Here is a 15,294-nt window from a genome sequence, read left to right on the forward strand (position 1 = left end):
AGGGAGGGAAGGAAATGAAATCCTCGCAATTTGATATTACACTAGCACATCGATTAGCTGACCAATTGAGCAACTGTGCACAAAGCTTAAAAGCAGAGGTCCAGACACCGGAACAGATGCAGCAACATCTTGATCGTATCAACTCGCTTATAAACAGCCTTCATACGATGATGCAGGAAGTAGAAGAAGATACCGGAAATCCTATTTAGCAATAATGGAAAGCATGAATAGTTAGGAAAGACCGGATGATAAGGACATTCGGTCTTTTCTTTTCCCTTATTTTGAAGGTGAAATAGACAACTATAGATACAAAGATAAGTAAAGAGATAAGAAAGACTAACGACAATAGGGAGGAATTTTTAATGAAGCCGTTTACATCTATGGGTACAAGCGTCATTGTGCGTCTCGAGGTGGATGTCAAGCAAGTAAGCTTTATTGATATTGCTACTGCTGTTAGTAAGGCGCAGGGTGATATTGTGGCAATGGACGTTGTCCAATCATCAAATGAGGAGACTGTCAAAGACTTTACCATTAATACGAAAACCCGGGCACAGATTGAAGAAGTTGTACAAAACCTAGAGAGCCTGTCAGGCGTGAAAATTGTAACCGTATCGGACCGCACTTTCCTCAGTCATATTGGAGGAAAAATCGAAATGAGGCCGAAGCGCCCGATCCAAAACCGGGAAGACTTATCCCGTGTATATACTCCGGGTGTAGCTACGATATGTGAAGCGATTGCAAAGGACCCGTACAAGGCGTATAAACTGACAATTAAGCGCAATACGGTAGCGATTGTTAGCGATGGAACAGCAGTACTTGGGCTTGGTGATATTGGACCGTACGCAGCTATGCCAGTTATGGAAGGAAAAGCGATGCTGTTTAAACAGTTTGCCGATGTAGATGGATTCCCGATCTGCCTCGATACAAAAGATACAGATGAAATCATTGAAACGATTGTTCGAATGGCTCCAGCATTCGGGGGGATTAATTTAGAAGATATTGCAGCTCCGCGCTGCTTTGAAATTGAGCAAGCTCTTCGTGAACGTCTTGATATCCCGGTTTTCCATGATGACCAGCATGGAACAGCGGTTGTAATTCTGGCAGGACTTCTAAATGCACTTAAGATTGTTGGCAAGAAAATTGAGGATTGTAAAATTGTCGTAACCGGTATGGGAGCGGCAGGAGTGGCTTGTACGAAGATCATTTTGAGCGCTGGTGCGAAAAATGTGATCGGTGTTGACCGTGATGGCATTCTGTCCCGTTCCGTCACTTACGAAAATCCGGTCTGGGAAGAAGTGTCCAACATGACTAATCCGTATGATGTTCAGGGGCAGCTGGCTGACGCACTTGTGGATGCTGATGTGTTCATTGGGGTGTCACGTGGTGGTATCCTGAAGCGCGAAATGGTGAAAACAATGGCGAAAGATCCAATCGTATTCGCGATGGCGAACCCGCAGCCGGAAATTGATCCGGAAGAAGCGGCAGGATTAGTACGCGTTCTGGCCACAGGTCGTTCCGATTATCCGAACCAGATTAACAATGTTCTCTGCTTCCCTGGTGTATTCCGTGGCGCGTTTGACTGTCGGGCAACCGATATTACAGAAGAGATGAAAGTAGCGGCTGCACACGCGATTGCTTCGATCATTACAGACGCGGAGTTGAATGAGCAGTATATCATCCCGAGCGTATTTAATGATAAAGTGGTAAAACGTGTTCGGGATGCAGTAGTCGACGCTGCCATTGCTTCTGGTGCAGCTCGCAAAACTCCGCGTGATAAACGTAAAAAAGAAACTGTGTAATAAAGAAAAGGCGCTTCGTCATTACGACGAGGCGCTTTTTGATTGGTGCTCTATTTTGTATTGGCTCGGATAGAGCGGACAAGTTTCTTTAACGCAAAAACGGCAGCCCGGAACGAATGAGCTGCTTTTAAGCCAACTGCCCATATCATTAAAGAGTTTGGTAAACATGGCGCTTGAAAATTCATCATGGTGTAGTTGAATGCCATATTCGTATATACCAGGAGTATGAGAATTATCTTTTCGCCAGGCAATGCTGCCATCAAGATTGATGACAGTATCCATAATTCGGGTTTGAAACCGTAAAACAAAGTTGTCATTAATCGGAAATCGAAGGGGAGAGATGCAGCGCAGACCGTGGATGGAAATATCTTTAATACAGGTTTCTAGACTTCCGCAGAAAACTTCCTGTTGGTGTATAGAACTGATTGTTACATCCGAACAAAGTGGCAATTGTAAAATCCTTCGCTCTTCTTTTCTTCGCTCATTCATAATATAAAATCACCAATTTCTCCCTTTTTATGAATTATGAACTATTTCCACTACATATCATATACATGATTTACAAAAAAGAAAACAATTAGCGGGAATATTATGACTAAAAATATGATTATGTAGGTATTTCATACCATGATCTAGGATGGAGAAGTACAACGTAGCCGTAGATGTTGGCGGAACTTTTACAGATGTATTTATGTTTGATGAAGAAACGGGAAAGATTGCGGTAACGAAGGTTTCTTCGACACCGGATAATCCGGCGCGAGAAACAGCAGCGATTGACTGCGGTAGCAAAGTATCTGGAAGAGTAGTCATATCACAAATAGTAAAGCACAGAGGCATGTTCCCTGTGCTTTTGTTATGGACTCTATGAATTATGGCAGTGTTAACACGATCTTTCCGGTATTTTTATTTTGTTCCATATGAGCGTGAGCTTCATTGACCTGTGTCCAGTCCCAGGTAGAATCAATAACCGGGACAAGACGTCCGTCTTGAAAACGTGGCAGGGCAAACTCACAAAACTCTTGAGTGAGAGCGATTTTTTTCTCCACGGGCTGGGAACGAAGTGCCGTTCCGATGACTTGTAAGCGGCGGCTGAGAAGCAGACCTAGATTGATTGTCTCCGCTTTTGCTCCACCCATCGTGCCGATGATTACAAGTCTGCCATCTACGGCAAGCGACTTAATGTTTTGCTCCCAATATGACGCACCGATGAAGTCGAGAATGATATTGACGCCTTTGCCATTGGTTGCTTCTTTTACGGCATCAAGGAAAGGACTTTCTTTATAATTGATCAGAGTCGAGGCGCCAAGTTTCTGACAGGTAGCGAGTTTCTCTTCACTGCCGGCTGTTACGATTGCTGTTGCGCCTGCTTCTCGTACAAGTTGAATGGCTGCTGTACCTACGCCGCTTGCTCCGGCGTGAATGAGCACGTTGTATCCAGATTGAAGTCCACCGAGCCAGAATAGATTCAGGTACGCAGTCAGGAATACTTCCGGGATGGCTGCTGCTTCTGCAAAGCTGAATGAATCCGGAATCGGAATTGCCATGCCTGCGGGAATCACTGCTTTTTCAGCGTATCCACCACCTGGCAGTAAGGCGCAGACGCGATCCCCTGGCTTATGTCCAACTACATGACGACCAACTGCCTCGATCACACCGGCCATCTCAAGACCAATAATCTCTGAGGCACCTTTTGGCGGTGGATACAGACCGCGTTTTTGTAAGAGATCGGCTCGATTTAAGGCCGTTGCTTTGACTTGAACTAGAATTTCGTCATCGCCTACTGTTGGATCGGGTGTTTCTCCGATATACAGATGCCGGGTTTCTTTTTCTACAAGTATAGCTTTCATGATAATCCTCCTAACGTGACAGATGAAAAATTAGAAGCCTGTCTGTATATATGGTATCGTACATATAGGTTGAACACTCCCACCACTTAAAATCTTACGATTTTTGAAGTGGGGGATTCCTGGATAGTCCGCTCTACTGAGCAGAATTCGTATCCTGTACGCCCAGGTTACCCCCGTGTGTCCCACGGTTGGTTAGATTCTATCTCTAACAGTCTACGTCCTTCTTGCAAAATATTCAGGGCCGCATTCACGTCACGATCATGATGCGCATGACATTCCGGGCACTCCCATTCACGCAGGTTTAGATTCTTCACGTCCCGGTTCCGGTATCCACAAGCCGAACACAACTGACTCGATGGGAATGTCTTTCCGACAAAGCAAAGAGTACGCCCGTACCATTTCGCCTTGTATTCCATCATCCGGCGAAACTTTGCCCATGAAGCATCGGAAATGCTCTTGGCCAGCTTATGATTCTTCTGCATATTCGACACCTGCAAGTCCTCCAAGCAGATCGTTTGGTTTTCACGAATCAGCGTAGTAGACAGCTTTTGCAGAAAATCAGTGCGACAGTTGGCGATTTTCTCATGCAAACGGGCGACTTTGATTCTGGCTTTGTTCCAGTTGGAACCACCTTTTGTACGCTTGCTCATGATGCGTTGCAGTCGTGCCAGCTTTCCTTCATACTTATGGAGATACTTCGGATTATCGAACGTTTTTCCATTGGAGAGAATTGCAAACTTCTTACTACCAAGATCAACTCCTACTCGCTTATCCAGTTTCGGTAACGGTTGAATCTCTACTTTGCATAGCACGGATACAAAGTAGTGACCCGATGGATTCCGGCGAACGGTGGCAGAGAGGATGCGTCCTTCTACCTCACAACTTTTTGCGAAGCGGACAAAGCCAAGTTTCGGAAGTCGGATACGGGTTCCTTCAATCCGAATCGCATCGTTGTTATTTGTGGTGTTGTACGACTGCCGGGGATTTTTTCTGCTTTTGAATGTTGGGTACCCTTTTTTCTCCTTGAAAAACTTTTGGTAGGCCACATCTAGGTCTTGTAATGCGTTTTGTAAGGCGGTAGAATCCGGCTCTTTTAGCCAGACCAACTCTTTCTTTAGCTGTGTTAAAAGGATCGAACAGGCCTTGTAGCTCAGTGTCTTTTGCTCGGTCTCATACACGTCTTTTCGTCTCGCCAGAAAGTGATTGAACACATACCGAACACACCCAATGAACTTGTTGATGAGCGTAGCCTGTTTTTCAGTCGGGTAGAGACGGAATTTGAAGCCTTTGTGCTGGAGCATTTGAGTTTCATCTCCTCCGTCCATTGTACCTGACTGTTCAAAGAGAAAACAGTCGGACTTGCGCGAAGGCCGTTGCCTTCCCTCGTCCGAAGCCGATTCATCCCCCACTTTAGCTACCGCTTAGAAGTGGGAGTCTCCTCGGCTAATATGATAAAAGGAAAGGACGAGAGTATATGAATCAATCCAAACAATCTTTAAGCAAGCAGACGGCCATCTCACATGAAGAAATGGAAGCGCGGATGCAGGAAGTACAGGCATTAGACTCCAAAGAGCGTGAACGATACAGTATGGTGAAAGATACATGCACGGGTGAACATTATGTGCGTTATACACAGCATCATCTTAACCTGATGGAGGGTGGGGTGGAGGAAGTGTACGATTATCTTCTGCCCGTTGATACGGATGATGTGCTGTCGATTGTGCTTGGAGAACAGGAATATGATTATCCGAAGCAGTGGGGTCGCTCGTATTTGCGCGGCAGTCATGTAGATGCATACATCTGGTTTGATCCGTCTACACTTGAAGGCGTGGAAGATGAGGAACAGGTGGCACGTGAATTAAGCGATATGCTGGACGGGTTCCGCGTACAAGGGAAGTTTGATGATGACGCGATTCGGGAGCTGTTTAAGCGGATTGATGCAAAGTTGGACCATGAGTGAGGGCGTGAGTAGCAAAAGATTGGTTTGATGGATGGATATGCCCACGCTTGGGTAGGTCAACGCTCAAGCGCAAATCTTTTACGGCTTCTCTCTTCTCGCCTTCCACCACTAAACGTTGTCGATTCCCAAAAAACAAAAAGAAGAGCGGCCCCTGTATCGGGACCGCTCTCTTTGCTGTGTGTATATGAGGATGGATTAAAAATTAAACGTTAGCTTTTTCTTCTGTTGCGATTTGACGAAGTACAGTTTGCAGGATACCGCCGTTACGGTAGTATTCTACATCGACTACGCTGTCGAGACGAACGATTGCATCGAACTCGAAAGAAGTACCGTCTGTACGTGTTGCTGTAACTTTGATTGTTTGACCTGGTTTTACATCGTTGCCAAGGCCAAAGATATCAAATGTTTCAGTACCTGTCAGGCCGAGTGATTCTGGAGTTGTACCTTCAGCGAACTGAAGAGGAAGAACACCCATACCTACGAGGTTGCTGCGGTGGATACGCTCGAAGCTTTCTGCGATAACCGCTTTAACGCCAAGGAGGAATGTACCTTTTGCTGCCCAGTCACGTGAGCTACCAGTACCGTACTCTTTACCTGCGATAACAACAAGTGGAGTACCTGCTTCTTGATATTTCATAGAAGCATCGTAGATTGGCATAACATCGCCAGTTGGCAGGTATGTTGTTACGCCGCCTTCTGTACCAGGAGCCATTTTGTTACGGATACGGATGTTTGCAAACGTACCGCGCATCATAACTTCGTGGTTACCACGACGGGAACCGTATGAGTTGAAGTCTTTGCGTTCTACGTTGTTCTCACCAAGGTATACACCTGCTGGGCTAGCCGGTGCGATGTTACCTGCTGGAGAGATGTGGTCAGTTGTAACGGAATCGCCAAGGAATGCGAGAGCTTTCGCACCCACGATTTCTTCAATGCTGCCAGCTTCGTTGCCAAGGCCAGAGAAGAATGGTGGATGTTGGATGTAAGTAGACTTGTCATCCCACTCATACAGCTGTCCTTCTGGGAACTCGATTGCGTTCCAGCGTGGGTTCGCTGTGAATACGTTGCCGTACTCTTCTTCGAACATTTGCGCTTGAACTGCTTGTGCAACAGCTTCTTTGATTTCTGCATTTGTTGGCCAGATGTCTTTGAGGTATACTGGTTGACCATCTTTTCCTGTACCGATTGCGTCTTTGGAAAGATCGATGTCAACTGTACCTGCAAGTGCATATGCCACAACAAGCGGTGGAGAAGCCAGGTAGTTAGCTTTTACTTGTGCGTGTACACGGCCTTCGAAGTTACGGTTACCGGACAGTACAGATGCAACAGTCATATCGTTGTCTGCAATTGCCTGGCTAACTTCTTCTGGAAGCGGACCGCTGTTACCGATACAAGTTGCACAACCGTAACCAGCGATATGGAAGCCAAGAGCTTCAAACGGCTGAATCAGACCTGCTTTTTCCAGGTATTGTTTTACAACACGGGAACCTGGAGTGAGGCTGGATTTTACGTATTCTGGTTTCACAAGGCCTTTTTCTACGGCTTTTTTCGCTACGAGACCTGCGCCCAGCATAACGCTTGGGTTAGAAGTGTTCGTACAGCTAGTGATTGCCGCGATCACAACAGCACCTGTGCCGAGTTCGGATTTCTTACCGTTTTTATGAGAAAGTGCTACTTTCTGTGCGATTTGTTCGTCGCTCAGACCGAAGCCGCCTTTTTCGATTGGAGTACGGATTGCATCGTTGAAGGCACCTTTCATTGCAGTTAGTTCGATACGGTCTTGTGGACGTTTCGGACCTGCAAGTGTAGGAACAACTGTGCTCATGTCGAGTTCAAGTGTTTCAGAGAACACTGGATCAACAGTAGCATCTGTACGGAACAGACCTTGTTCTTGGTAGTATGCTTCAACAAGAGCTACTTGCTCTTCGCTGCGGCCTGTTGCACGCAGGAAGTTAAGAGTTTCTTCGTCAACTGGGAAGAAGCCCATTGTTGCGCCGTATTCAGGAGCCATGTTGGCAACTGTTGCACGGTCTGCCAGAGTGATGTTGCTAAGTCCTGGGCCGTAGAACTCAACGAATTTACCAACAACGCCCTTCTTACGGAGGATGTTAACAATTGTGAGTGCTAGGTCAGTTGCTGTTGCACCTTCTGCCAGTGTGCCAGTCAGTTTGAAACCAACAACTTCTGGAGTTACGAAGTAGAGAGGTTGACCGAGCATACCTGCTTCTGCTTCGATACCGCCAACGCCCCAGCCTACTACGCCAAGACCGTTGATCATTGTTGTATGAGAGTCAGTACCTACGAGAGAATCCGGGAATACTTGTACTTCACCGTCTACTTCTTTTGTAGCTGCTACTGATGCAAGGTATTCAAGGTTAACTTGGTGAACGATACCTGTTGCTGGTGGAACAGCACGGAAGTTGTTGAATGCTGTTTGTGCCCAGCGCAGGAAGCGATAACGCTCAGCGTTGCGTTCAAATTCAAGTTTCATGTTGTTTTCGAGTGCATCCGGGTTACCGAAGTCATCAACCATTACAGAGTGGTCGATTACAAGGTCAACCGGTACGAGCGGATTGATACGCTCTGGGTTGCCGCCCATTTCTTTCATTGCAAGACGCATAGCAGCGAGGTCAACAACCGCTGGTACACCTGTGAAGTCTTGCAGTACGATACGAGCAGGTGTGAAAGGAACTTCCTGATTCGCATCGCGCTCTTCAGTCCATGTAGCAAGCTTTTTCACATGATCTTCTGTAACAGCTACGCCATCGAATTGGCGAACTGCTGCTTCGAGCAATACTTTAATGGAGAAAGGCAGTTTAGAAATTGGACCAAGGCCTTTTTCTTCGAGAGCCTTAAGAGAATAGTACGCGTACGATTTGTCGCCAACTTGAAGCGTAGAATGTACACCGTAAGTGTCTTGTTTAGCCAAGTAAATTCCCTCCCGTACAAATGTATTGGTTTCATTCAGTGAAACTCTGTTTCTGTTTCCACAAAACATTATACTGCTTTTTTACCCGTACGTACACTAGTAAAATCAATTTTTTTTGGTAAGGGTATCATTTACGGATGAATCACACATAAGGTATAATGAACAATACTGCAACAGGGTTTCGTTCTATGAAACCCTATTCAACCAGGAAGGTGAGCGGGATGGAAACAACAGATGCGAAGATGACGGTGCGTGCTGTAGATCGTGCGCTTGATATTCTTCTTTGTTTTATTGATGAACAGGAACTGACGCTGACAGAGATTGCACAGCGGGTCAGTTTGAATAAAAGTACTGTATACCGCCTGCTCGGATCACTTGAGGGTCGGGGGTTTCTGACGCGAGACACAGTGACGGAGAAGTATCATCTCGGGTTTCGTGTTTGGCAGATATCCGCGAATTATCCGCAGCAAGGGGACATTGGGACGGTATTGCTGCCGGAGATGACACGGTTACGCGATGAGATCGGGGAGACGATCAGTTTATATGTCCGTAATGAAAATGAACGGGTACGCATTCAGGCCGTGGAGAGTCAGGAGACGATCCGTCGTGTTGCACCAATCGGGGCACATATGCCACTTGCGGTTGGCGCATCGAGCAAAGTGCTGGTCGCGTATGCGCCGCCGGACGCCCAGCTGCGCGTATTGAATGATCCTGCTTGGCCAAAGGCAGTCGATAAGGGTGTCTATATGGATCAGCTTCAGGAAATTCGCCGCAATGGTTATGCAACCAGTTCGGAGGAGCGGGAAGAGGGGGCAGCAGCTGTATCGGTCCCGCTGTTTAATGTGCGCGGTGAAATGGTGGCAGCCCTATCGGTATCCGGGCCGTCCAATCGGCTTACATCAGAGAAGATGGCACAAAATGCTCCGCTTGTCATGGAAGCGGCCCGTCGAATGGGAAACATGTTACAATAGAAAAAAAGCAGAAAGAGAGATGGAGATGGCATCATGTGGCTTGCAGCAGCGATGATCACCGCACTGTGCTTTGGAGCGAATAACACGATTTTTAAGTGGAGTACATCGCGGCGGTTATCGAAAGTAAACATCCAGTTTTTCTTCTATTTTGTCGCATTTTTACTGACATTGGCGTACGGTTTGCAAGAAGGGGAGTTTCATACGAACTGGCTTTCCATTATATTTGGAACGCTGGTGGGCATTCTGAATGCCAACGGAAATATTCAAATGGCACGTGCTTTTGAGAAGGGACCGGCCAGCCTGACATCGCCAATTATTGCAGCCAATGCGATTTTGCCGGTTCTGGCAGCAGGACTGATCTTTAATGAACAGATCCCTTTTCTGCACTGGCTCGGGGTTTTTTGTATGATGGGTTCTGTGATCGTCATTCAGTACACGCCGGGAAGCAAAGGCGGTACACAGTACGGTCCATGGATTGCCCGTGTGTTGCTGGCATTCGTATCGTTTGGTGTACTCGGAATCATAATGAAAGGTTCCTCCTCACTGCATATTCATTCGCTGGACATGCTTGTGTCGATGTACGGAGGTGGAAGTGTATTTTTGCTTTTCTGGCTTGGGCGTGAACGAATTCAGCGCAAAGAGGTGCAAATCGGAGCAGTTGTTGGGATTCTAAGTGTAATCGGTTATAGCTGTTATTTTTATGCCTTGCAAACCGGAACAGCAAGCATTGTGTTCCCTGTAGTAAGTTTAAACTGCCTGATCGTCATTTTAACAGGCTGTTATTTGTTTAAAGAACGACTTAAGTTGTATCAAGTATGTGGCATATGTACTGCTTTGTTAGGTCTTGTTTTAACGAAAATATAGGAAAAAAGGGTTGCTCTTTATAAAAAAAGGGCGACTCTTTTTTTACAAGGGATATCAATTTTGTGTTACAATTTGGGAGAAGAAGGGTAGAGGAAGAAATGAAAAGGTGGTTTGGGACGTGAAAAAACTGCACATCAGCTCGGTTAAGCCGGGGGATAAGCTTGCAAAAACGATTTATTCTGAAACCGGACATGTACTGCTTGGTGCTGGTCTGGAATTAACTGACCGTTATATTAACCGCCTTGAGCAAATGGGAATTGATACGGTATACATAGAAGATAAACATACAACCGATATCATTCCAGAAGATATTATTAGTGATACGACACGTCGTCAGGCTATTCAGACCGTTCATAAAACGATGACTAATCTGCTTGATCAACCGCAGGTGAAAGGTCGGATGAGTGTGCCGGATATGGGGCAAACCTTTCGGGACGTATTCGGGAGCATTATGGGGGATTTAAGTGGCCGCAAGGATGTTCTCGTCAATTTGGCGAACCTTCATGCGTTGGACGGTTATTTATTCCATCATTCTGTTAACGTAGCGGTTCTTGCTGGGATTATTGGTCTGGCCAAGGGATATAACCAGAATCAGATGCTGGATCTTGGGGTAGGGGCCCTCCTGTTCGATATTGGAATGACACAGCTTCCAAAAGAGTTGTGGAACAAGCGAGGGGCACTAACGGATGAAGAGCGTTCTAGAATTGAAAATCACACAGAAGATGGATTTAATATTTTACGCTATCAGTACGATGTATCCCTGCTGTCCGCCCACTGTGCACTGCAGCACCATGAACGCTATAACGGATCAGGGTATCCGCGCCAGCTTCGAGAACAACAAATTCATGAATACGCACAAATTGTTGGGCTTGCCGATGTGTATGACGCACTCACATCACACCGTTCCTATCGCCAGCACTACACACCGAATGAGGCGACTGAATATTTGTTTGCCGCAGGAAATTCGTTGTTTGATATCGAGCTGGTGAAGTTATTTGTTAAGCATATTGCCGTTTATCCAATTGCATCGGTTGTTGTATTGAATACAGGGCAGGTTGGGGTTGTCGCTAGAGTAGACCCACGTTCTGTTCATCGCCCTATTATTCGGATTACGAAGGAGCGGGATGGCAGCGAAGTGGCATCGCCATACGAGATTGATCTGCGCAATGAGACAAATCTTGTCATCACCCGTACATTATAATTTGGTGGTTGACTGTTTTTTGATAATGATTAATAATGAGAAAAATAAAAAGAAAAGCTTCTTATCAAGAGAAGGCTGAGGGACTGGCCCAATGACGCCCGGCAACCGGTATGGATATACACGGTGCCAAATCCAGCAGGAATGTAATTCCTGGGAGATAAGGAATGCGATTGCCTTGTATGTATAGAGACAAAAAGCCTTCCTTTGCCGAGGAGGCTTTTTTTATTTGCCAAAAAAGGGGATGAGACAGATGAAAGAAACAACCACGCCAGGTAAGCTGGCATTAGAAGCAAGACTCGCTGAGAAAATTCTAGTTATTGATGGAGCGATGGGAACGATGCTCCAGCAGGCAAATCTCGGCCCGGATGATTTCGGAGGCGAGGCGTATGATGGATGTAATGAACTGCTGAACGTAACGCGACCGGATGTAATCCGTTCCATCCATGAGAAGTATCTCGAAGCGGGTGCTGATATTATTGAGACGAATACGTTCGGTGGTGCATCTGTTGTACTAGCTGAATATGATGTACAGGACCGCGCTCGCGAGATTAACCTGGCAGCTGCTCGCCTGGCAAAAGAAGCAGTCGATGCATATTCAACACCAGATTGGCCGCGTTATGTAGCCGGGGCGATCGGACCTACGACGAAAACATTGTCTGTAACAGGTGGTATTACATTTGAAGAGCTGATTGATTCATATTATGAACAAGTGCTGGCCCTTATAGAAGGAGGGGTCGATGTCCTGCTGCTGGAGACTGCACAGGATACGTTAAATGTGAAAGCAGGCGGGATTGCCATCCAGAAAGCGTTTGATACGCTTGGTTGTCGTCTTCCGGTGATGATTTCTGGAACGATTGAACCGATGGGGACAACACTTGCAGGTCAGAATATTGAAGCATTTTATATTTCACTTACACATTTGAAGCCGATCTCGGTCGGCTTGAACTGTGCCACAGGTCCGGAATTCATGCGCGATCATATTCGTACGTTGTCTGGCATGGCCGACTGTGCAGTGAGTTGCTATCCGAATGCAGGGTTACCAGATGAGGATGGAAACTATCATGAATCACCACAGACATTAGCTGCGAAGTTAGCTGGATTCGCGGAGCAAGGCTGGATTAATGTGACGGGCGGTTGCTGTGGTACGACACCAGATCACATTCGGGCGATTGCCGATGTGATGAAGCAATATGAACCGCGCAAGCCAGGTGGGCTTACGACGCATGTTGTTTCTGGCATTGAGCCGGTCTATCTGGAACCGGATAGTCGACCGTTGTTTGTTGGAGAGCGGACAAATGTGATCGGGTCCAAAAAGTTTCGGGATCTCATCAAAGAAGGAAAGTATGAGGAAGCATCGGAAATCGCCCGTGCGCAAGTAAAGCGGGGCGCTCATGTGATTGACATTTGCCTGGCAGACCCGGATCGTGATGAAGCAAGCGATATGGAAGCGTTTCTCCAGTTTGTTGTTCGCAAAGTTAAAGTGCCGCTGATGATCGATTCCACAGACCCGAATGTGATTGCGCTCGCACTGAAGTATTCACAGGGCAAGGCGATTATCAATTCTATTAATCTTGAAGACGGAGAAGAGCGGTTCGATGAGGTGGCGCCATTACTGACGAAGTTCGGTGGTGCGGTTGTAGTCGGAACGATTGATGAACAAGGAATGGCGGTCACACGGGAGCGCAAGTTGGAAGTAGCTGCACGGTCATATGATCTGCTTGTAAATAAATACGGATTGAATCCACGAGATTTAATTTTTGATCCGCTCGTATTCCCGGTTGGTACGGGGGATGAGGCGTATATCGGGTCAGCGAAAGAGACGGTAGAAGGCATCCGGCTCATTAAAGAGAAGTTCCCGGAATGTCAGACGATTCTTGGTGTGAGTAACGTGTCTTTTGGTTTGCCACCGGCGGGTCGGGAAGTACTGAATGCGGTGTACTTGTATCATTGCACAAAAGCAGGGCTTGATTATGCCATTGTTAATACCGAGAAGTTACAGCGCTTCGCCTCGATTTCAGACGAAGAGCGCACAATGGCCGAAGAATTGCTGTTTGACACAACTGATGAGACGCTCGCTTCATTTACAGCTTTCTATCGTGAGAAGAAGGTAGAGGCGAATGTTGAAGTATCCAACTTAACGTTAGAAGAACGTCTGGCTCGTTATGTGGTGGAAGGAACAAAAGAAGGGTTAGTTCCAGATTTAGAAGAAGCACGCAGCAAGTATAAACCGCTTGATATTATTAACGGACCATTGATGACGGGTATGGATGAAGTAGGGCGTCTATTCAACGATAATCAGTTGATCGTAGCAGAAGTACTTCAGAGTGCAGAAGTTATGAAGGCGGCGGTGGCCCATCTCGAACCATATATGGAGAAAAGTGAATCCGCTGCAAAAGGTACGGTTATGCTAGCAACCGTAAAAGGCGATGTGCATGATATCGGTAAAAACCTTGTTGAGATCATCCTGGGCAACAATGGCTATGACATCATTAACTTAGGTATTAAAGTTACGCCGGAACAGATTATCCAGGCGTGCCGTGAAACGAAGCCGGATATGATCGGGCTGTCCGGTCTGCTTGTCAAATCAGCGCAGCAGATGGTGACAACCGCTCAGGATTTAAAAGCAGCAGGGATTGATGCTCCAATTCTTGTCGGAGGTGCGGCGTTAACCCGTAAGTTCACAGATACTCGGATTGCACCGCAATATGATGGGCTTGTGCTGTATGCGAAAGACGCGATGTATGGTTTGGATCTTGCTAACAAGTTAGCAAATCCACAGGAACGCGCTGCTCTCGAAGCGAAGCGTGAGGAAGCACTGGCTGCTGCGGATGCGTCGGAAAATACAGCAGTAGAAGTGAAGGCAACCGAGGTTGCGCCGACTCGGTCGAATGTAAGCACATCGACACCAGTCTATGCAGCACCCGATACAGAACGTCATGTTCTGCGCGACTATCCACTTACACACCTGCAGCCGTATATTAACTGGCGGATGCTGCTTGGTAAGCATCTTGGGGTGCGAGGCAATGTGGATAAGCTGCTTGCAGAAGGCGATCCGAAAGCAACAGAATTAAAAGAAGTGATTGATGAATTGTTAGAAGAAGCCAAGCGCACGGGACTGCTGAAAGCACAGGCGATGTATCGTTTCTTCCCGGCTCAGGGGGATGGCAATAAAGTGTATGTCTATGATCCAGCTAACCACAGCCGCATCATTCAAACATTTGAATTCCCACGCCAGACGAAAGATCCATACCTCTGCCTGGCTGATTTCTTGAAGCCAGTTGAGAGCGGTGAGATGGATTACGTGGCATTCCTTGTCGTAACAGCGGGCGAAGGTGTACGTGAGAAAGCAGAAGAGTGGAAAGAAAAAGGCGATTATTTGCGTTCCCATGCCTTACAGGCGCTGGCATTAGAGCTGGCGGAGGCATTTGCTGAGCGTGTGCATCATATTATTCGAGATACATGGGGCTTCCCGGACCCGGCTGAGATGACCATGTTGGAGCGTTTTGGGGCACGTTATCAGGGCATTCGCGTCTCATTCGGTTACCCGGCCTGCCCGGATTTAGAAGATCAGAAGCAGTTGTTTACGCTCATGCAGCCGGAAGACATTGGGGTTATTTTGACAGAAGGATGCATGATGGAGCCTGAAGCATCTGTATCAGCGATGGTGTTCTCTCATCCAGAAGCATGCTACTTCAATGCGGAGTAGTAGGGGAAGGGGATAAC

Annotated in this window: 12 protein-coding genes and 1 riboswitch; of the genes, 8 read left to right on the forward strand and 4 right to left on the reverse strand. The window is 46.8% G+C overall.

All coding sequences use genetic code 11. From position 1 onward, the window contains the following. The first annotated feature begins 14 nt into the window (after positions 1-14). Both PO771_RS02115 and PO771_RS02120 read left to right on the forward strand, forming a co-directional pair. Positions 15-209, forward strand: a complete 195-nt coding sequence (locus PO771_RS02115; protein WP_272561656.1) for a hypothetical protein — start codon at positions 15-17, stop codon at positions 207-209. Positions 210-362: 153 nt separating this feature from the next. Next, complete coding sequence (locus tag PO771_RS02120) at positions 363-1,799, forward strand: NAD-dependent malic enzyme (protein ID WP_422664973.1); 1,437 nt, start codon at positions 363-365, stop codon at positions 1,797-1,799. Positions 1,800-1,820: 21 nt separating this feature from the next. On the opposite strand, the gene PO771_RS02125 is transcribed toward PO771_RS02120, so the two are convergent. After that, positions 1,821-2,288: a PilZ domain-containing protein gene (locus PO771_RS02125; protein ID WP_272561657.1), complete on the reverse strand. Its 468-nt coding sequence runs from the start codon at positions 2,286-2,288 to the stop codon at positions 1,821-1,823. Between the two features lie 148 nt (positions 2,289-2,436). Between PO771_RS02125 and PO771_RS19390 the strand changes: the two genes are divergently transcribed. After that, positions 2,437-2,667 (forward strand): hydantoinase/oxoprolinase N-terminal domain-containing protein, encoded by a 231-nt coding sequence (locus PO771_RS19390; protein ID WP_336297947.1) that lies wholly within the window; start codon positions 2,437-2,439, stop codon positions 2,665-2,667. A gap of 1 nt (position 2,668) precedes the next feature. Here the strand turns inward: PO771_RS19390 and PO771_RS02135 are convergent, their stop codons facing one another. After that, positions 2,669-3,646: an NAD(P)H-quinone oxidoreductase gene (locus PO771_RS02135; protein WP_272561658.1), complete on the reverse strand. Its 978-nt coding sequence runs from the start codon at positions 3,644-3,646 to the stop codon at positions 2,669-2,671. 167 nt (positions 3,647-3,813) lie between these two features. Then, a complete protein-coding gene (gene tnpB, locus PO771_RS02140) occupies positions 3,814-4,947 on the reverse strand; it encodes an IS200/IS605 family element RNA-guided endonuclease TnpB (protein WP_272561659.1) in 1,134 nt (377 codons plus the stop codon). A gap of 173 nt (positions 4,948-5,120) precedes the next feature. Here tnpB and PO771_RS02145 point away from each other — a divergent pair, with 173 nt between their 5' ends. Then, the gene (locus PO771_RS02145; protein ID WP_272561660.1) at positions 5,121-5,606 is read left to right on the forward strand and encodes a hypothetical protein; all 486 of its coding nucleotides are present in this window, start codon (positions 5,121-5,123) and stop codon (positions 5,604-5,606) included. A gap of 202 nt (positions 5,607-5,808) precedes the next feature. On the opposite strand, the gene acnA is transcribed toward PO771_RS02145, so the two are convergent. Continuing rightward, on the reverse strand, positions 5,809-8,535 hold the full coding sequence (acnA, locus tag PO771_RS02150) for an aconitate hydratase AcnA (RefSeq protein ID WP_272561661.1): 2,727 nt from the start codon (positions 8,533-8,535) through the stop codon (positions 5,809-5,811). Between the two features lie 221 nt (positions 8,536-8,756). Here acnA and PO771_RS02155 point away from each other — a divergent pair, with 221 nt between their 5' ends. From PO771_RS02155 to metH, 4 genes are all read left to right on the forward strand, one after another. Further along, on the forward strand, positions 8,757-9,506 hold the full coding sequence (locus tag PO771_RS02155) for an IclR family transcriptional regulator (protein WP_272561662.1): 750 nt from the start codon (positions 8,757-8,759) through the stop codon (positions 9,504-9,506). A 33-nt stretch (positions 9,507-9,539) separates the two neighbouring features. Beyond that, the gene (locus tag PO771_RS02160; RefSeq protein ID WP_272561663.1) at positions 9,540-10,370 is read left to right on the forward strand and encodes a DMT family transporter; all 831 of its coding nucleotides are present in this window, start codon (positions 9,540-9,542) and stop codon (positions 10,368-10,370) included. A 118-nt stretch (positions 10,371-10,488) separates the two neighbouring features. Beyond that, complete coding sequence (locus tag PO771_RS02165; protein WP_272561664.1) at positions 10,489-11,571, forward strand: HD-GYP domain-containing protein; 1,083 nt, start codon at positions 10,489-10,491, stop codon at positions 11,569-11,571. A 58-nt stretch (positions 11,572-11,629) separates the two neighbouring features. Next, positions 11,630-11,735: riboswitch (SAM riboswitch) on the forward strand. Positions 11,736-11,821: 86 nt separating this feature from the next. Next, positions 11,822-15,277 carry a methionine synthase gene (gene metH / locus PO771_RS02170; RefSeq protein ID WP_272561665.1) on the forward strand — a complete coding sequence of 1,152 codons (3,456 nt, stop codon included), beginning with the start codon at positions 11,822-11,824 and terminating at the stop codon, positions 15,275-15,277. Positions 15,278-15,294 lie beyond the last annotated feature (17 nt).

It is taken from the genome of Aneurinibacillus uraniidurans, assembly GCF_028471905.1.
Lineage (GTDB): Bacteria > Bacillota > Bacilli > Aneurinibacillales > Aneurinibacillaceae > Aneurinibacillus > Aneurinibacillus uraniidurans.